We start from the raw sequence: 18368 nt of genomic DNA, 5'->3' as shown, positions 1-18368 counted from the left end.
GTGACTGTCGGCGCATCTTTCCAACGAGGTCTTTATCGATGAATTATCCGTGGCCCGAAACCGGCACGTCGCTCGAACAGGTCGCAACCCCGATGCCGGTCATCGACGAGGATCGGCTGGCCGCCAACATCGCCCGCGTGCAGGCCTATTGCGACAGCCACGGCAAGGCGTTTCGCCCGCATATCAAGACCCACAAGATCGCAGCGGTCGCCCGCCAGCAGGTCGAGGCAGGTGCGGTCGGTCTGAACTGCCAGAAGGTCACCGAAGCGGAAGTCTTCGCCGATGCCGGTTTCGACGACATCCTGATCACCTACAATATTCTCGGAGCCGCCAAGCTTGCGCGCCTGAAGGCGCTCAACGCGCGCGTGGCAAAGCTTGCCGTCGTCGCTGACAGCGAAACCACCGTCACGGGGCTTGCCGCGACCTTCGACGCTTCCCGGCCGCTGACGGTTCTGGTCGAATGCGATACCGGCGCCAAGCGCTGCGGCGTGCAGAGCCCGGAAGCGGCCGTGGCACTTGCCGGGAAGATCGCAGCCGCTCCCGGTCTCCGCTTCGGCGGCATCATGACCTATCCTGCCGTCGGCGGCGCCGAACAGGTCGAGGCCTTCATGGCCCGTACTATTGCGCTTCTGACTGACAAGGGAATGGATTGCCCGGTCCGCTCGAGCGGCGGTTCGCCGGACCTGTTCTTTGCCCATCTCGTGCCGTCGGCCACCGAGCACCGTGCCGGCACCTATGTCTATAACGACCGCAGCATGGTGCGTGCCGGCCATTGCACCAATGACGATCTCGCCATGCATATCCTGGCGACAGTTGTCTCGCGCCCTGCCCCGGATCGCGCTGTACTGGACAGCGGCTCCAAGGCGCTGACATCGGACCTTCTAGGCTTTACCGATTATGGCGCGATTGCCGGTTTCGACGGTGCCCGTATCGTCTCTTTGTCTGAAGAACACGCGGTCGTGGATATTTCCGCCTGCACGACGCCGTTCCCGAAGATTGGCGCTACGGTCAAGGTCGTGCCGAACCACACATGTGTGGTGACCAACCTCTTCGACCGGATGGTCTTTCACCGCGGCGGCATCGTCACCCGCGTTGAGAAGGTCGATGCACGCGGCACCGTCTGGTAGCGCTTGTCCTGAAAATTTTTATCGCGCTGTGCCGGTGGAACGGGTCTGCCGGGTACCGGCCTGCACAATCCCATGAAAAAAAGGCGCCTCATGCAGGCGCCTTTTTCATGTCTGCACATCTCCCGCGCTGGCGGCTTGCGGCGTCTGATGTTTTGGAAGGGGTTGATTTCAAAATGCAATAGGGCGCCAAGGGATCTTGCAGCCAGATCGGCAAGAGCAGGCGGGCGTGAAAATATTCCCGCTTTCGTGCGGTTTAGAAAATAAATTACAAGAATTTGGACAAAATCTGAAAATCCATTGACTTTTAGGGATTTTGACGCATTATGAAGAAAATAAATTACACCGAAACGGTGAATGGGTGAACTAAGAGAAACGGGAAATCGGATTATCCGGGAGCGCCGTGACGATCACTGAAGTGGTGGTTGCCTAGGCTGCACCGGCCAGGAATTTCAGATCAGCACAACATGGCGACGGTATCGGGCTTCCTGTGGCGGGAGCCCGCCGGCCGGCGTGTATTCGGACAAAAGACATGCGCATCTTCACGGCCTCGTTGGCAACGGAAACGAACACCTTTTCTCCTGTCCCGACCGACATGAACGCCTTCAAGGCGGCGTTCTATGCCGGGCCGGGCGAGCATCCCGAGACGCCGACCTTGTGCTCCTCGGTCGTTCCGATCCTGCGCCGTCGCGGCAAGGCGGAGGGTTTTACCGTCATCGAAGGCACGTCCTGCTGGGCGGAGCCTGCCGGCCTTATCCAGCGCCAGACCTATGAGACGCTGCGCGACCAGATTCTTGCGGAACTGAAGGCTGCCATGCCGGTCGATGGCGTCGTGCTCGGTCTGCATGGCGCTATGGTGGCCCAGGGCTATGACGATCCCGAAGGCGATTTCCTCTCCCGGGTTCGCGAGATGGTCGGTCCGGATGTGCTGATTGCCGCCGAGTTCGATCCGCATAGCCACCTGACGGCCCTGCGCGTCGCCAATCTCGACATCATGGCTGCCTTCCTCGAATTCCCGCATACGGATTTCGAACAGCGCGGCGAGCATGTGGTCGAACTCGCGCTCCAGGCGTTGCGCGGAAAGATCAAGCCGGTCATCTCCACCTTCGATTGCCGGATGATCACCATTTTCCCGACCAGCCGCGAGCCGATGCGCTCCTTCGTCGATCGGATGAAGGCGATGGAGGGTCATGACGGTATCCTGTCTGCCTCCGTCATCCATGGCTTCATGGCCGGCGACGTTCCCGACATGGGCACCCGCATCGTCGTCGTCACCGATAACGACAAGACTAAGGGCGACGAGCTGGCGGCCAAGCTGGGCCGCGAACTATACGGCCTGCGCAAGACGACAGCGATGCCGATGTTCGATACCGAGGCAGGCCTCGACCGGGCGGTCGCCGTCCGCGCCGCACATCCGGAAAAGCCGGTGACGATTGCCGATGTCTGGGACAATCCCGGCGGCGGCGTGGCCGGTGATGCCACCTATATCCTTCGCCGGATGATGGAACGCGGCATGGACGATTTCGCCGTTGCCACGATCTGGGACCCGATCGCCGTCAGCTTCTGCCATGCAGCCGGTGAGGGTGCCGAGATCTCGCTGCGCGTCGGCGGCAAGTCGAGCCCGGAGGGCGGCGATCCGCTGGACCTGCGCGTCACCGTGCAGAAGGTCTTCGATGCCGGCTGGCAGAGCTTTCGCAATTCGCGCGTCACGCTCGGCAGCGCCGCCGTCATCCGTCCGGTCGGCACCAATATCGACATCGTATTGATCACCAGCCGCACCCAGACCTACGAGCCGGACATCTTCTCCAACCAGGGGATCGATTTCACGGCAAAAGCCTACATGCTGATCAAGTCGACCAACCATTTCTATGCGGGCTTCGAGCCGGTCTCCTCCGAGATCGTCTATATCGCCGCACCGACCTCCTATCCGACCAATCCGGCAACCACGCCATACCGCAAGGCGAGCCTCAAGCTCTGGCCGCGTGTGGCCGATCCGCTGGGACTGGATGCCTGACATTCCGGCCGGACAGGAAAGCCGGCCGTAAGCACCGACCAACCGACTACGGAAAACCGAAGACGACAAGGGGATGACCATGAAGAAGAGTGCATTTGTTCTGATGACGCTGGCGGCGCTTGCGGGCACCAGCAGCCTGGCTCTCGCGCAGGCCAGCGACGGGGTGTTGACCGTTGCGACGATCGGCGAACCGCCGAGCCTCGACGTGATGCAGGCGCCGACCGATATCGTGCTGATGATCGACCAGCACATTTACGAGACGCTCTATACCTATGATGCGGAATGGAAATCCGTGCCGCTGCTCGCCGCCGCGATGCCGACGATTTCCGAAGACGGCCTGACCTATCGCATTCCGCTGCGCGAGGGCGTGAAGTTCCATGACGGCAGCGACTTCGATTCCAAGGACGTCACCGCATCGCTCGGCCGCTGGATGAAGATCAACTCGAAGGGCAAGCAGGTCGCCGATATCGTCGCCAGCATGACCGAGGATGGTCCGCATGCCGTCGTCATCAAGCTGAAGTCGCGTTACGCGCCGTTGCTGGCCACGCTCTCGCAGGCCTCCGTCATCATGCCGTCGGAAGACGTCAAGGATACGCTGACCGATTTCGTCGGCACCGGACCTTATGAGCTGAAGGAGCGCAAGCCCGACCAGTATACCCAGCTCGTCCGCTTCGACGGCTACAAGTCGCCGGAAGGCACGCCGAGCAACTATGCCGGCAAGCGCGAGGCAATCGCCAAGGAAATCCGCTTCGTCCCGGTGCCGGACGCCAATACCCGCGTCGAAGGCCTGATCTCCGGCCAGTTCGATTTCGCCGATTCGCTTCCCGTCAGCGCCTATGAGCGGGTGGAGAAGAGCGGCAGCGCGAAGCCGGTGATCTTCAAGGACAATGGCTGGGCGTCGCTCAACATGAACATGAAGGAAGGTCTGCTGGTCAAGAAGCAGATCCGCCAGGCCGTTCAGGCAGCGCTCAACCCGAAGGACATGATGCTGGCTGCATTCTCCGACGATCGCTTCTTCAGCGTCGATGCCTCGATCTTCCCGAAGGGCTCGTTCTGGCATACGGAAGCCGGTGTTGCTCGTTACGGCGAAGGCGACCCGGAAACGGCTGCCAAGCTGCTGAAGGCCGCCGGTTACGATGGTACGCCGCTGCGCCTCCTGACCAGCCGCCAGTACGAGTTCCACTACAAGATCGGCGAGGTCGCCAAGGCCTATCTCGAGGCAGCCGGCTTCAAGGTCGACATGCAGGTCGTCGACTGGGCAACGCTGACCACCCGTCGCGCCGACCCGAAGGCATGGGACATCTTCATCACCCATTCCAACTTCCCCGGCGACCCGACGACGATCAATACGATCACCGACAGCTATCCGGGCTGGTACGTCTCCGACCAGAAGACCAAGGCCGTCGCAGCCTATATGGACGCCACGACCGACGACGCCAAGAAGAAGGCCTGGGAGGGTGTCCAGACCGTCATCTATGACGATGCACCGCTCTTCAAGGTCGGTAACTTCAACTCCGTCTCCGGCGTCGCCAATGGCGTGACCGGTTACGATCCGACCTACTGGCCGCACTTCTGGAATGTGAGCCCGAAGAAGTAAGGCCGAAGCAATTCCGGCAGAACCGGGTACCGGTTTTGCCTCCGGGATTGCGTGGAAACGAAAAGATAAAGCACTTCCGCCGTTCGATGAAAGGCGGAAGTGCTTTACAGGAACCAGGAACCGACTATGGCAAGGATCGCACAGGCGCTGCTGAAACGGCTGGGGGGCATGGCTATCGTGCTCGCTCTCGTCGTGACGGTGGTCTTCATCATCGTCCGCGTGACGCCCGGCGATCCTGCCGCGGTGATGCTGGGCTCGGATGCGACCCCGGCCGATATCGCGCAGCTGCGCGCCAAGATGGGGCTCGATGCGCCGCTGATCGTCCAGTATGGCCAGTTCGTTCTGGGCATATTGCATGGCGATCTCGGCCAGTCGATCTTCCTCAACCAACCCGTGACGACGGCGCTCGCCTCGCGGGCGGAGCCGACCTTCTTCCTGACGCTTTTCTCGATCCTGATTGCGGTGGCGATCGCATTGCCGGTCGGTATCCTCTCGGCGGTCAAGCGCGGCACGATCTTCGACCAGATCGTCGTGACGCTGACCATGGTTGCGGCAAGCGTGCCGAGCTTCTGGCTCGGCCTGATGCTGATCCAGATTTTTGCCGTCAGCCAGGGCTGGTTCCCCGCCTCCGGCTATGGCGGTCCGGATACGCCCTTCCTCGAACGCCTGTATCATCTCATCCTGCCGGCGGTGGCGCTCGGCATCGTCAACTCGGCGATGATCACGCGCTTTACCCGTGCCGCGATGCTGGACGTACTGGGCGATGACTATGTCCGCACCGCCCGCGCCAAGGGCGCCGGCGAAGGCCGCGTCATCCTCAAACATGCGCTGAAGAACGCGATGATCCCGATCATCACCGTCATCGGCCTGTCGATTGCCATGCTGGTTGCGGGCGCGGTCGTCACGGAAACCGTCTTCGGTCTTCCCGGTGTCGGCAACCTCGTCGTCTCGGCCGTGCTTCGCCGCGACTATCCGGTCATCCAGGGCGCGCTGCTGGCGGTGGCCGCCATCTATGTCCTCATCAATTTCGTCGTCGACATGCTCTATATCCTCGTCGATCCCCGGGTGCGCCTATGAACACCATGGCCTCCGTCTCCATGCCTTTCGCCTCCGGTCTGCGCCGCCTCTTCGGCAATCGCGCCATGCTGTTCGGCGCCATCATTCTGGTGGTCGTCGTGCTGGCTGCGATCCTTGCTCCCTGGGTCGCGCCCTATGCGCCCAACAAGCTTTCGATCGTCAACAAGCTCAAGCCGCCGTCGATGGCGAATTTCTTCGGCACCGATGAATTCGGCCGCGATATCTTTTCGCGCGCCATCTTTGCCGGCCGCATCTCGCTGCTTGTCAGCCTCGGCGTCGTCGTCATCTCGACCATATTGGGCGTGATCCTCGGCGTTGCTGCTGGCTTCTTCCGCCGGCTCGATGCGCCGATCTCACGCCTTCTCGATGCGATGATGTCATTCCCCGACATCCTGCTCGCGATCGCGCTGGTGGCAGCACTCGGCCCGTCGCTGACGACCGTCATTCTTGCACTCGGCATTACCTATGCGCCACGTCTCGCCCGTATCATCCGCGGCTCGACGCTGGTTCTGCGCGAATTGCCCTATGTGGAGGCTGCCGTTGCGATGGGCCTGCCGACATGGCAGATCCTTGCCCGCCACGTGCTGCTCAACCTTGCCTCCCCCATCCTCGTGCAATCGACCTTCGTCTTCGCGTCGGCGATGCTGGCCGAAGCGAGCCTGTCCTTCCTCGGCGTCGGTGTTTCCACCGACATGCCGACCTGGGGCACGATGCTGGCGTCAGGGCGCGAATATATGGACAATGCGCCCTGGCTGATGGTGTTTCCGGGGCTGGCCATCGTCTTCTCGGTTCTCTCCCTGCAATTGCTGGGCGACGGCCTGCGCGATCTCGTCGATCCGCGTCTTGCCAAGGAAAGCTGATCATGACCGACACAAACACGAAAAAGCCGGTGCTCTCGGTCGAGAACCTCACCACCTCGTTCAAGACACAGGATGGCTGGAAGGCCGTCATCCGCGATATCAGCCTGCATGTCGATGCCGGCGAAACGGTCGCCATTGTCGGCGAGAGCGGTTCGGGCAAGAGCGTCACGGCGCTCTCGACCATGCGGCTTCTGCCCGTCGGCCGCTCGCGCTCGGAAGGTCGCATCCTGCTCGACGGAACGGATCTCCTGAAAGCCAGCGAGGCCGAGATGCGCAAGGTGCGCGGCGGCGCGATCGGCATGATCTTCCAGGAGCCGATGACCTCGCTCAACCCGGTCTTCACCATCGGTAACCAGATCGCAGAAGCATTGGTGCTTCACCGCGGCCTGTCTTGGGCGCAGGCCGAAGCCGAGACTCTGCGGCTGATGGAGCGGGTCCGCATTCCGGCGGCAAAGACCCGTCTGCACGAATATCCGCACAAGTTCTCCGGCGGCATGCGCCAGCGCGTGATGATCGCCATGGCGCTCGCCTGTCGACCGAAGCTGCTGATCGCCGACGAGCCGACCACCGCGCTCGACGTGACGATCCAGGCCGAAATCCTCCACCTGCTGCGCGAATTGCAGCGCGAGGAAAACATGGGCGTGCTGTTCATCACCCATGACATGGGCGTCGTCGCCGAAATCGCCGACCGCACCGTCGTGATGTTCCGTGGCGACATGATCGAGACCGGCAAGACTGCCGACATATTCGCCGCGCCGAAGGCCGTTTACACCAAGGCGCTGCTTGCCTCCATCCCGCGTCTCGGCACGATGGGTTCAGCGGTCGCCCCGAAGCGTTTCCCCGAAGTGGATGCTGCGACCGGCGAGGCTGCCGATGGTCGCGAGATGAGCGCCGTCGAAAGCACCGTCGAACCGATCCTCAAGGTCGACAATCTTGCCGTTCGTTTCGATCTGCCGAACGGCCGTGTCCATGCGGTGGAAGACGTCTCCTTCGACCTGCGCCCCGGCGAAACCCTGTCGCTGGTCGGAGAATCGGGTTGCGGCAAGTCGACCACCGGCCGAGCCATCATCCGCCTGCTCAACCCGTCCGCCGGCTCGATCGTCATCGACGGACAGGACGTGACCAGGGCCGGCGCGCGGGAATTGCGCAGCATGCGCCGTAGCTCGCAGATGATCTTCCAGGATCCGTTCGCTTCGCTCAACCCGCGCATCACCGTCGGGTCCGCGATTGCCGAGCCGATCCTGGCTCACGGCCTGATGGGTCGCCGCGATGCCAAGGCGCGCGTCGCCGAACTTCTGGAACAGGTCGGGCTTTCCGCCGCCATGGCCGATCGCCACCCGCATGAATTTTCCGGCGGCCAGCGGCAGCGCATCTCGATTGCCCGCGCGCTGGCTCTCGATCCGAAATTCATCGTTGCCGACGAAGCGGTTTCGGCGCTGGACGTGTCGGTCAAGGCGCAGGTGTCCAACCTGCTGCTCGACCTGCAGGAAAAGCGCGGCCTCGCCTATCTGTTCATCAGCCATGACATGGCTGTCGTCGAGCGGATGAGCCATCGCGTGGCGGTGATGTTCCTGGGCGAAATCGTCGAGATAGGCCCGCGTGCCGCGATCTTCGACAATCCGCAGCACCCTTACACCCGTCGGCTGATTTCCGCCGTGCCCATTCCCGATCCATCGCGCCGCGGCCAGACACCGCCGCCGTTGAGCGAAGAGATCAAGAGCCCCGTGCGGCCCTTCGATTATGTTGTGCCGAAGCGGACCTACCGGGAAGTTTCGCCCGGCCATTTCGTGCAGGATGCGCATTAAGCGCCCTGCCATCATCGACTAAAATAGAAAGACGACCCCATGAGCAGCAAGAAACTCATCCGCTACGATGTCGCCGACGCGCAGGCCGGCGGCCAGCGCCGCCCCTTTGCCAAGGCCGTTCGCGCCGGCGATTTCGTCTATGTGTCGGGCCAGGTTCCGACCGTCGATGGCGAAGTCATCGTCGGCAACATCGTTGCCCAGACAGAGCAGGTGATTGCCAACATCAAGTCGGTGCTGGCGCTTGCCGACTGCACGCTGGAGCATGTCGTCAAGGTCAATGTCTGGCTGGACGACGCCCGCGATTTCTCGAGCTTCAACGCCGTCTTCCAGAAGCATTTCATCGATCATCCGCCTGCCCGTTCGACCGTCGAATCGCCGATGATGGTCGACGTCAAGGTCGAGATGGACGTGATCGCCTACAAGCCGCTGGATTGATCGGAAGGATCGGCGAAGTTCCGCCGGCTGCTTTTCCGGGGTCGTGTTGCCCCCTTTGTTCGTCACCCTCGGGCTTGTCCCGAGGATCTGACCACGTCGCCAAAACCGCAACCTCACCGAAGCCGAAACGGCAGCAGATGCTCGGGACAAGCCCGAGCACGACGGGAGGGAGCAGGGTCGCCTCGTCCACAACGTAAACCGTCTTACAGCGCCGCCCGCTTGTCGTGCCTTGCCACCCGCGCAAGCAGGTAATCCACCTCGGCCCTGGCCGTTGCCGTCAGCATCTGGCCCGGCTTGCGCTGTGCGTCCGAGGCAATCACGCCCCGACGCTTCAGCACATACTTGCGCACCGCAAGGCCAATGCCGAGTTGCTGTTCGTAGCGGATCAGCGGCAGGTGGGCGTCAAAGAGATCATGTGCCTCGTCGCGCTTTCCAGCCGCAAACAACGACACCAGTTCCGTCAGCATGTCGGGGAACCCGTAGCCGGTCATCGCGCCGTCTGCACCACGCTCCGGTTCAAAGTCGAGAAACAGGCCGCCATTGCCGCATAGGATGGAGAAGTCCCTGAGTTCGCCGGATTTCTGCATGGCGCGCAGCTTGGAGACCTTTTCGAGGCCCGGCCAGTCTTCATGCTTCAGCATCATGCATGACGGATGGTTGGTCATGACCCTGGCGATCACGCCGGGCGCCATGATGACGTTGAGGGTCAGCGGATAATCCTGCAGAACCCAAGGCACATCGTCGCCGATGGCCTCGACCGCACCGGCGAAATAGCTGACGATCTGGTCATCGGTGCGCAGTGCCGGCGTCGGGGCGATCATCACGCCGGCAGCGCCCATGTCCATCGAGCTCCTGGCCAGGGACCGCATTGCGGCAAAACCCGGTGCGGAGACGCCGACAATGACGGGAACATTCGCACGCTCGACCACCCGCTTGATGATCGCGCGGCTCTCGTCCGGTTCGAGTTTCGGCGCCTCTCCCATGATCCCGAGAATGGTAATGCCGGTACAGCCGCTCTCCTGATAGAAATCCGTCAGCCGGTCGACCGACGCGAAGTCGATCGATCCGTCGTCGAAAAACGGAGTTGCGGCAATCGCATAGACTCCGGCCGATTTGGTATTGAAGGTCATGCTGTTTCCTCTTGGCGGCGAAGTGCTACGCTACGGTCATGTCACTGAAGGCCAGACGGGAAAATGCGGCGACACGTGTTGGAAAGCCAGCACAAACTCGATGTTGCTCGCCCCAATCTCCCGCAGGCCGCGGTCCGGATGCAGCGTGGCCGTGACACGACGTCTTTATGGCAGAGTTGCGAGACTGGTTGTTGTCGCAGCTTGCGGCTTGCTATACCGACGATCAACCGGACGAGTGCGATGGCGAGCCCCCATCGACAAGCCTTTCGCTCTTGATGGCCAGCATGTCTTTGCGAACAAATGGATATTTCCGATTTTGCCGGGGCCGCGCGGCGCGTCTCGACACTTTGCCTCGATCCGCCGCTGAAAGCCTGACCTGATGTCCACTCCCCATTGTACCTGTCTTGTCGTCCAGCCCATCGCCGCCAGTGCCATTCGCATGCTGGAAGAAGCAGGGCTTGTCGTTCATGTTGCCGCATCGACGGCATTCGAGCATCTCGAACCATATCTTGCGGTCACCGAGGCGGTGATCACCCGCAATCATGGTCTTTCCCAGCGCGAGATCGAAGCTTCTCCCAATCTCAAGGTGGTCGGCGTTCATGGCACGGGGACCGACAAGATCCACAAGCCCTCGCTTGCCGCGCGCAAAATTCCGCTGGTCAATACGCCCGGTGCCAATGCCCAGTCGGTTGCGGAGTTGACGATCGCGCTGATGCTTGCCTGTACCCGCCAACTGATCGGCGCCGACCGCGCCTCGCGCACCGGTGACCATGATTTCCGCCAGCAGCACCGAACGGTGGAGCTTTCCGGCCGTCGGCTGGGCCTGTTCGGCTATGGCCATATCGCCAAGCTGACGGCGGCATTGGCGAAAGCCTTCGGCATGCAGGTAGCCACCGTGTCGCGTTTCACTCCGGCCGAAGAACTGCAATCGCAGGGTATACAATTGATGCCCGATCTCGACAGCCTCTGCGAATGGGCCGATATCGTTTCCCTGCATGGCATTCCGGAGCCGACCCCGTTGATCGATGCCCGCCGTCTGGCGCTGATCGGCCCGAACGGTTTTCTGGTCAATACCGCCCGCGGTGCCTTGATCGATGAGCCCGCACTCGCCGTTGCGCTCAAGGAGGGGATGATCGCCGGCGCAGCCCTCGATGTGCTGACGACTGAGCCGATCAGTGCCGATCACGTGCTGCTGGATTGCCCCAATCTCGTGCTGACGCCCCATATCGGCGGCTCGACGGACGAAGCTCTGGAGAATACCGGCCTTCAGGTTGCAAGCAAGGTGCTTGCAGAACTCAAGGCGATGGATTGGAGCCCGGCGTGACCGGGCGCTGATTGCGCGCGTCGTGTCCATTCTCTGTGGCGAGCGGCAATCGCAGGCTGACGCATGAAGGGGCAGGCAGTCCCCTTCCCTCCGGTCACGTCAGTTCGGTGCCCCGGTCAGACTGTAATAGGCGTAAACAGCGGCAAATGCGACGATGACGGCCAGTACTGTCAGGACGCGCTTCAGCCATGGCGGCGCCTGCCGCGGTGGCTTCGGCTTTTTCGGGCGCTGGAATTTGATGACGTTATCGCTCATGCGATCGTTGTAGCGGAGGTCAAGGCGAAAGCCAACGAGGATCGGCCGCCCGCGACGATCACAGCCGGAGTTATCGGCGACTATTGCCTTCCCGTATCAGCCTGGTTGCCGCCGCACGATGATCGCTGAGCCATATGAACCTCTTTCGATCGCAGGGCCACAATAGACAAAAGGGCGACCCGAGGGGCCGCCCTTCAATGGAACCGAGATGACGTATGGGCCGATCAGGCAGCCTTTGCGTCGCCTTCGAACTGGCCGCACCAGTCATTCGCCGAAACTACCGGCCACAGACCACGCGAGTTTACCTCCGGCTGGGAGACCGGCGGGTTGAAGCGACAGAGGCCTGCATCTGCAGGAGCCGAACCGGCGTTTACGACGTGGTCTTCATAGAACGAGCAGGACTTGCAGGACGTATCTTTGGACATGGATAGTTCTCCTTCTTCGCAATGCCGGGGATCTAAACCTGAGCCCCGAACTCATAAATCTTAGAATGATTCTAAGATAGAGAATGCGATCTGACAACAGGGAAAAGTGAATGCGTCTGGTATTTCGTCAAAATCCGATCGCGGCATTTTGACCGACGCCTGCCGGGCTTGTCGCAAATTTCTGCGTTTAACGCGCCGTTCACCACGCTTGGGGAAATTCCGCTCCCGATGTAGCGGAGCCTAACCATGATTCTGAATTCCATTGCCGAGACGTTGAAGCGCCAGTCGAAAGACCATTTCACAGGACGGCATTTCGAGGCATGGCTGATTGTGCAAGCGGTGACGCAGCCGCGGATCGGCTGATCCGGCTCAAGCGTGGTCGGCTGACCTAAAGTCGCGAACGAGACAGACCGCTGAAACCTCGCCCTCCAAGACAGGCATGCCAAGTCCACTTGAGACTCTTCGTTGAGGTAGGCGAGACACGCCTAGCAACTGTTTCGATAAGTATCGCTGATTGCCGCCGCTTCATTCCCGATCGGCCTCAAGGGGGCGCTCGTCGTCGACGTCATAGATGCGTACATCTCCCCGCATCCGCTCATGCCAGCGTGCAATGAACGCGGCTGTGTCATCGGCATGAAGATGCGCATCCAGCGCCGCGCAGTCCTGCCAGCGCTCGGCCACAAGCAGGCGGCCGGTGGCCGCGTCCAGCACGGCGGTATCGTAGGACAGGTTTCCGTCGCGCTGTCGCACGATGGAGGCCAGGATCTTTACCTCGCCGATGAAATCGGCGAGGTCGGCAGACGGCAAGGACAGCGTGCCAGTGACGATCAGCATGGAACAGCCTTCTTCTGTGCGCTTGCGGTTGGTCAGGCGACAGTCAGCGCGATCTTGCCCTGGATGCTGCCGCGGGCAGCACGCTCGTGTGCGGCCTTTGCCTCGGCAAGCGGGAAGCTGCTGTCGATCACGACGCGGATCGTGCCATCGTGCAGCAGGGGAGCGACCTCGGCGAGCTGCGCGCCGCTGGAGCGTACCTGGACCGCCGAGACGGCGACACCGCGCGCTTCCGCTTCCGCCCAGCCGTCGAATCCGAGCGGGAAGATCGGGAACAGCGCACCGCCAGGCCGCAGCGTCTTGAGGAAGCGCGCCGAGGTTGGCCCGCCGACGGCATCCACCACCAGGTCAACGTCGCGTGCCACCTCATCTGCGGCGATCTTCGCGTAGTCGATGAACTCGTCCGCTCCCAGTTCACGCATGAGCGTCTCGTTCTTGCCGGAGGCAACGGCGATGACGCGAGCGCCCTTCCACTTGGCAAGCTGTACCGCGAAATGGCCGACGCCACCGCCGGCACCGTTTACCAGCACTGTCTTGCCGTCGAGCGGCACCGGCACGTGCGGGCGAGGGGCGACCGGGTTGGGCTCGTCGTGGCCGACCGCGATCAGGAACTGCCATGCGGTCAGCAGCGACATCGGCGCAGCGGCCGCGTGCAGATGGCCGAGATTGGCCGGCTTGATTGCCGCCTGCGAGGCGGGCACGCTGACGAACTCTGCATAGGCGCCGGCGCCTTCCATACCCATTTCAGGAAAGCGCACCATGGAATAGACTTCATCGCCGACAGCGAAACCCGAAACGCCTTCACCAAGGGCCTCGACGATGCCGGATATGTCGGTGCCGAGAATGATGGGGAAGTGCGGATGCGGGCGCCACTCGGGCGGCAGATCCTTCATGCCCTCGCGAAGATACCAGTCGGGCGGGTTCAGCCCGATGGCGTGAACGCGCACAAGAAGTTCACCCGGGGCAGGTTCGGGACGCGGCGCGACCTCGTAGCGCAGCACTTCAGGGCCGCCGAATGCGTGAATACGCACTGCATTCATCCTAGCTGACAACATGGCTTTTCCTCTGCGTCATAATCTGCATAATCGGAACGATGCTCCACATATATGGAGCAGTGTTCCGTTTTGCAAGGAAGCCATGCGCGCCGACGCCCAGAAAAATCGTGACCATATTCTCGCCGTCGCTCGCGACCTTCTTTCATCTGGCGGGGAGGAGGCATCGCTGCGCGACATCGCCCGCACCGCAGGTGTCGGGCTGGGGACGCTTTATCGGCACTATCCGACGCGTGAGGCGCTGCTGGAGGTGCTGCTGCACGACCGTTTCGAGGCGCTGACGGCACGCGCGGTCGCGCTCAAGGCGGAGGTTTCGGCAGGCGCGGCCTTGGTGACATGGCTGCGCGAGACCGTGGCCATCGCACACGATTACAGCGGCACGATCCGCTCCATGGTCGCCGCGATCGAGGACGAGGGCTCTGCGCTACACGCCTCCTGCGTCGCGATGAAAGCTGCCGGCACCCGCCTTCTGCTGCGTGCGCAGGAAAAGGGCGAGGCGCGCACCGACATGGATGGGGCGGATCTCTTCGCATTCGTCGGGGCGTTGTCCTGGGTCGCGGACCAGCCGGCCCTTGCGCCACGCTCGGACCACGTGTTTGCGATCATCGCCGATGCCATTGTCACGACACAGGCCAAATCTGCAGTTTGACGCATTGCGGTCTTTCTATCGTCTTGGAAGCTCGGAATGCAATTCGCCGACAGCGGCTTTATGGTGAAATTGCCGAGTAAGACTTACCGGAAAAGTCGCTCCTATCCCCGGAGGAAGACGAGCCGAGCTTGAGGCGCGCAGCGTCTCAGGTTGGTTTTAACCGCCACCATCCATTGCGTTCTGGTTGGCGCGTCTCTTCAAGTCGTTTCCCGCCCGGGATATTCCCGTTCGGAGTTCCATACTGTCGTTGATATCAAGTGACCAGTTGTGCGATCCGGTTGCGAAGCCAGCCAAGCGCCGGATCGTGCTGGGTTCGCTCGTGCCAGGCCAGAAGTTTGGTGAAGCCGGGCACATCGAGTGGCGGCTCCAGGACAGCAAGTTCATCGGTCTTTTCGATAAGCCGGCTTGGCAGGAGCGCACAGAGATCGGAGTCCCGCAGCAGATCCAAGATGAACATGAAACTCGGCACAGCCGTGACGACGCGCCGCTTGCGTCCGATCGCGTCGAGCGCCGCATCCGTCGAGCCGCGAAACTGCGTGCCGTCATGTGACATGATCGCCTGATCCAGCGCGCAGAATACATCGAGGTCAAATGGCGCCCGAACCGCTGGATGATCCCGGCGCAGGACGCAGACATAATGTTCCTCGAACAGTTTTCGTGCGCGCAGACGATCGTGGGCCATCTCCGGCGTCACCAGCGCCATGTCGAGCAGGCCCTGCTCAAGCTGGTTCGCATAGTTTCCAATGTCGACTGGTCGGACCGATACGCGGATCCCGGGCGCCTCGGTCCTGATGGCAAGGAGCAGCGGCAGGATTACCGCGCGCTGCGCATAATCGGTGGCTGCGATGCTTACCGTCAATTCGGCCGATGCGGGATTGAACCCATCGGGGCGCAACAGCGCTTCGATCGACTGCAGCGCAGCCTTGAGCGGCTCAGCAAGGGCCATGGCACGCGGGGTGGGCAGAATGCCGCGTTGCGCCCGCACGAACAATGGGTCGCCAAAGGTATCACGCAGTCGATTAAGCATGCCGCTTACCGCCGGCTGCGTCAGGCCCAGCCGATCGGCAGCGAGCGTGACCGAATGGGTGTCGAGCAGCGCGTCAAGCGCCTTCAGCAAATTGAGGTCAAGCGCCCTGATATCTTCCATGGTGATGACAGAAATCCACTAAACTAATTTGAGTTATTCCGAACTGCCGGCTAAATCAAGCCATCATCAGGGCCTCAACTGGCTCAAACAGGGAAGATAGCATGTCTGATATCATCTGGCCTGCCGGCTACGTCCCCGGCTTTACCGATAATTTTTGCTCGAACGAAGTTATTGTCACCGGGCTTACCGCCGCCGACATCTGGCCCTTCCTAAACCAGCCGGAAAGATGGCCGACCTACTACAAGAACTCCGCTGACGTCCGCTTCTACGACGGCAAGGGTCCCGCGCTGGAGAACGGCCTGCGCTTCTTCTTCAGCACCTTCGGCTTTCCGGTCGAATCGCGGGTTGTCGAGCATGTGGCGCCCGTCAAAGGTCAGCCGGCGCGTGTAGCCTGGCATGGATGGTCGGGTGAAGGCGACAATCGCCTCGACGTCCATCATGCCTGGCTGATCGAGGATCTCTCCGAAGGACGCGTCCGCATCCTGACGCAGGAAACGCAAAATGGTGCCCCAGCCAAGGAGTTGGCGAAGGCCGTGCCGAACCCGATGATCAATGGCCACCAGGAATGGTTGGACGGTCTGATCGCCGCCGCACGCGCATCAAAGGCGTAATGCATCCGAATAGCGGAGGCCTATGGCCTCGGCGGTCTGCAAATTCACAGGAGCGAACGATGGCGAAACTTGCCATTCTAGGATTGGGCGCAATGGGCGTGCGCATGGCACGCCGGCTGGTTTCAGCTGGAAACGAAGTGGTCGTGTGGAACCGCACCATACCGACCGCCGACGCAGTGCCGGGCGCAACGATTGGTTCGTCGCCACGGAGCGCAGCGACAGGGGCTGATGCGGTGATCGCAATGGTGCGGGACGACGCGGCATCGCGAGCCGTATGGCTTGATCCGGATCACGGCGCTCTCGCCGGTCTCTCGGCGCATGCGCTCGCCATCGAAAGCTCAACCCTTACACCCGGTTGGGCCCGCGACTGGGCAACCGAAGTTGGCAAGATCGGTGGGATTGCGGTCGAGGCGCCCGTCTCTGGCTCGCGGCCGCAGGCAGATGCCGGCCAGCTCGTCTATTTCCTCGGCGGCGAAGCCGAGGATATCGCACAGGCACGGCCCCTGCTCACTCCACTGGGCCACGCCTTTCATCACGTCGGCGCGGTCGGTGCGGGCGCAGTCATAAAGCTCGTTACCAACAGCCTGCTCGCATTGCAGGTCGGAGCTTGGTCCGAGTTGCTGCCCCTTATGCAGCGTGAAGGGCTCGACATCGATGGCGCAGTCACGGCGCTATCGACTACATCATCCTTCGCACCGGTCGGCGGCTATCTCCTGTCGCTGATGCACAGCGCCAATCACGCCCCGCAGTTCCCGATCGAATTGATCGCCAAGGACATGGCTTATGTCACCAGCATAGGCGCGCCGGGTGACCTCCCACTCGCAGAGACGATGGTCCGGCGCTTCGCCGCAGCGATCGATGCAGGCCTTGGCGGCGAGAATATGAGTGCCCTCGTCAAACTGGCCCGTCCCTGAGCCAGCCAGCACCAACTCCTACGAAAGACTAGATGATGAAGCAGATGATTATTCGGCCGGGTGGCGGTCTGAAGGCACTCACGCTGGTGGACAGCCCGGAAGCACCCGCCCCCGGTCCGGATGAGGTCCGCATTCGGCTGAAGGCGAGCTCACTCAACTATCATGACTACCTCGTCGCAAGCCTGCCGAATGCAGCCGCAGACAACCGCATCCCGATGTCGGATGGTGCGGGCGTGATCGACGCAATCGGCGAACAGGTCGAAGGCTTTGCGGTTGGAGATGCGGTCGTCTCGCTGTTTTTCCCCGATTGGCAGGAGGGACCGGATGGTCCAAGCGTCTTCACCCGCGTACCCGGCGACGGCATTGACGGCTATGCTCGTGAAACGATCACCGTTCCGGCCAATTGGGTCACCCATGCGCCCAGGGGCTGGAGCCATGAAGAGGCCGCGACCATCACGACCGCCGGCCTAACCGCGTGGCGCGCGCTGGTGGTGAACGGCGCATTGAAGGCGGGCGACACCGTCGCCGTGCTCGGCACTGGCGGGGTCTCCATCTACGCCCTCCAGATCGCCCGCGCCATGGGGGCTCGGGTCTTCGCCACCTCCTCCTCGGATGCCAAGCTGGAGCGACTAAGGGCGCTTGGCGCCGATCAGGTCATCAACTATCGCGATGTCCCGCAATGGGGATCTCGCATCAGGGAGATGACGGACGGGCGCGGGGTCGATCACGTCGTTGAGGTCGGTGGGCCGGGCACTCTGGCGCAATCGATAGAGGCGGCGCGGGATAATGGCCATATCGCGTTGATCGGTGTGCTCAGCGGCTTTTCCGGAGATGTTCCGACCGCGACGCTGATGCGACGCCAGCAGCGACTACAGGGCCTGATCGTCGGCAGCCGTCGCCACCAGCAGGATTTTGTCGCGGCTCTGGAAACGACAGGCATCCGCCCCGTGATCGACCAGACATTCCCTCTTGCCGAACTACGCTCGGCATTCGAGTGGCAGGCAAGTGGACGGCATTTCGGCAAGATCGCCATTTCAATACCCTGACGGGCGGCACAAGGCTGTGCTGGAGATAGCAATTTCCGATGTGTTGATTTTCCACGGCTCACAGGATCGACT

Annotated in this window: 18 protein-coding genes and 1 pseudogene; 13 read left to right on the top strand and 6 right to left on the bottom strand. The window is 61.9% G+C overall.

Annotated elements, in window-relative coordinates:
- Nucleotides 1-38: 38 nt before the first annotated feature.
- The 7 genes from NCHU2750_RS24635 to NCHU2750_RS24605 all read left to right on the top strand — a co-directional run bounded on the left by NCHU2750_RS24635 (nucleotide 39) and on the right by NCHU2750_RS24605 (nucleotide 8912).
- Nucleotides 39-1127: a D-TA family PLP-dependent enzyme gene (locus NCHU2750_RS24635; protein WP_119944442.1), complete on the top strand. Its 1089-nt coding sequence runs from the start codon at nucleotides 39-41 to the stop codon at nucleotides 1125-1127.
- Between the two features lie 529 nt (nucleotides 1128-1656).
- Entirely contained in the window at nucleotides 1657-3138 is a 1482-nt protein-coding gene (locus NCHU2750_RS24630) for a M81 family metallopeptidase (RefSeq protein WP_119944441.1), read from the top strand.
- Between the two features lie 79 nt (nucleotides 3139-3217).
- Entirely contained in the window at nucleotides 3218-4735 is a 1518-nt protein-coding gene (locus NCHU2750_RS24625) for an ABC transporter substrate-binding protein (protein ID WP_119944712.1), read from the top strand.
- Between the two features lie 135 nt (nucleotides 4736-4870).
- Nucleotides 4871-5812: an ABC transporter permease gene (locus NCHU2750_RS24620; protein WP_162939803.1), complete on the top strand. Its 942-nt coding sequence runs from the start codon at nucleotides 4871-4873 to the stop codon at nucleotides 5810-5812.
- Between the two features lie 5 nt (nucleotides 5813-5817).
- Nucleotides 5818-6672 (top strand): ABC transporter permease, encoded by an 855-nt coding sequence (locus tag NCHU2750_RS24615; protein ID WP_502703879.1) that lies wholly within the window; start codon nucleotides 5818-5820, stop codon nucleotides 6670-6672.
- Nucleotides 6673-6674: 2 nt separating this feature from the next.
- Nucleotides 6675-8477: an ABC transporter ATP-binding protein gene (locus tag NCHU2750_RS24610; RefSeq protein ID WP_119944438.1), complete on the top strand. Its 1803-nt coding sequence runs from the start codon at nucleotides 6675-6677 to the stop codon at nucleotides 8475-8477.
- A 39-nt stretch (nucleotides 8478-8516) separates the two neighbouring features.
- On the top strand, nucleotides 8517-8912 hold the full coding sequence (locus NCHU2750_RS24605) for a RidA family protein (RefSeq protein ID WP_119944437.1): 396 nt from the start codon (nucleotides 8517-8519) through the stop codon (nucleotides 8910-8912).
- A gap of 203 nt (nucleotides 8913-9115) precedes the next feature.
- Here NCHU2750_RS24605 and NCHU2750_RS24600 read toward each other — a convergent pair whose 3' ends face one another.
- The gene (locus tag NCHU2750_RS24600) at nucleotides 9116-10042 is read right to left on the bottom strand and encodes a dihydrodipicolinate synthase family protein (protein WP_119944436.1); all 927 of its coding nucleotides are present in this window, start codon (nucleotides 10040-10042) and stop codon (nucleotides 9116-9118) included.
- 379 nt (nucleotides 10043-10421) lie between these two features.
- On the opposite strand from NCHU2750_RS24600, the gene NCHU2750_RS24595 reads away from it, so the two are divergent.
- Nucleotides 10422-11366, top strand: a complete 945-nt coding sequence (locus tag NCHU2750_RS24595) for an NAD(P)-dependent oxidoreductase (RefSeq protein ID WP_119944435.1) — start codon at nucleotides 10422-10424, stop codon at nucleotides 11364-11366.
- 99 nt (nucleotides 11367-11465) lie between these two features.
- Here the strand turns inward: NCHU2750_RS24595 and NCHU2750_RS30670 are convergent, their stop codons facing one another.
- Complete coding sequence (locus NCHU2750_RS30670; protein ID WP_162939785.1) at nucleotides 11466-11621, bottom strand: hypothetical protein; 156 nt, start codon at nucleotides 11619-11621, stop codon at nucleotides 11466-11468.
- A 224-nt stretch (nucleotides 11622-11845) separates the two neighbouring features.
- Nucleotides 11846-12046, bottom strand: a complete 201-nt coding sequence (locus NCHU2750_RS24590; RefSeq protein WP_119944434.1) for a hypothetical protein — start codon at nucleotides 12044-12046, stop codon at nucleotides 11846-11848.
- 246 nt (nucleotides 12047-12292) lie between these two features.
- Here NCHU2750_RS24590 and NCHU2750_RS24585 point away from each other — a divergent pair.
- Nucleotides 12293-12391, top strand: a pseudogene (locus NCHU2750_RS24585) (IS6 family transposase); the annotation flags it as partial.
- A 180-nt stretch (nucleotides 12392-12571) separates the two neighbouring features.
- On the opposite strand, the gene NCHU2750_RS24580 reads toward NCHU2750_RS24585, so the two are convergent.
- Nucleotides 12572-12880 (bottom strand): putative quinol monooxygenase, encoded by a 309-nt coding sequence (locus NCHU2750_RS24580; protein ID WP_119944433.1) that lies wholly within the window; start codon nucleotides 12878-12880, stop codon nucleotides 12572-12574.
- 32 nt (nucleotides 12881-12912) lie between these two features.
- Entirely contained in the window at nucleotides 12913-13917 is a 1005-nt protein-coding gene (locus NCHU2750_RS24575; RefSeq protein WP_502703878.1) for an NADP-dependent oxidoreductase, read from the bottom strand.
- A gap of 97 nt (nucleotides 13918-14014) precedes the next feature.
- Here NCHU2750_RS24575 and NCHU2750_RS24570 point away from each other — a divergent pair, with 97 nt between their 5' ends.
- Nucleotides 14015-14578 carry a TetR/AcrR family transcriptional regulator gene (locus NCHU2750_RS24570; protein ID WP_119944431.1) on the top strand — a complete coding sequence of 188 codons (564 nt, stop codon included), beginning with the start codon at nucleotides 14015-14017 and terminating at the stop codon, nucleotides 14576-14578.
- 253 nt (nucleotides 14579-14831) lie between these two features.
- Here the strand turns inward: NCHU2750_RS24570 and NCHU2750_RS24565 are convergent, their stop codons facing one another.
- Entirely contained in the window at nucleotides 14832-15725 is an 894-nt protein-coding gene (locus NCHU2750_RS24565; protein ID WP_119944430.1) for a LysR family transcriptional regulator, read from the bottom strand.
- A 101-nt stretch (nucleotides 15726-15826) separates the two neighbouring features.
- Between NCHU2750_RS24565 and NCHU2750_RS24560 the strand changes: the two genes are divergently transcribed.
- The 3 genes from NCHU2750_RS24560 to NCHU2750_RS24550 are packed head-to-tail and all read left to right on the top strand — an operon-like array spanning nucleotide 15827 to nucleotide 18296.
- On the top strand, nucleotides 15827-16336 hold the full coding sequence (locus NCHU2750_RS24560; RefSeq protein WP_119944429.1) for an SRPBCC family protein: 510 nt from the start codon (nucleotides 15827-15829) through the stop codon (nucleotides 16334-16336).
- Nucleotides 16337-16395: 59 nt separating this feature from the next.
- Complete coding sequence (locus NCHU2750_RS24555) at nucleotides 16396-17250, top strand: NAD(P)-dependent oxidoreductase (RefSeq protein ID WP_162939784.1); 855 nt, start codon at nucleotides 16396-16398, stop codon at nucleotides 17248-17250.
- Nucleotides 17251-17285: 35 nt separating this feature from the next.
- The gene (locus tag NCHU2750_RS24550) at nucleotides 17286-18296 is read left to right on the top strand and encodes a zinc-dependent alcohol dehydrogenase family protein (protein ID WP_119944711.1); all 1011 of its coding nucleotides are present in this window, start codon (nucleotides 17286-17288) and stop codon (nucleotides 18294-18296) included.
- Nucleotides 18297-18368: the final 72 nt, after the last annotated feature.

It is taken from the genome of Neorhizobium sp. NCHU2750 (assembly GCF_003597675.1).
Taxonomy (GTDB): domain Bacteria; phylum Pseudomonadota; class Alphaproteobacteria; order Rhizobiales; family Rhizobiaceae; genus Neorhizobium.
This window is presented reverse-complemented; position numbering and strand designations above follow the sequence as displayed.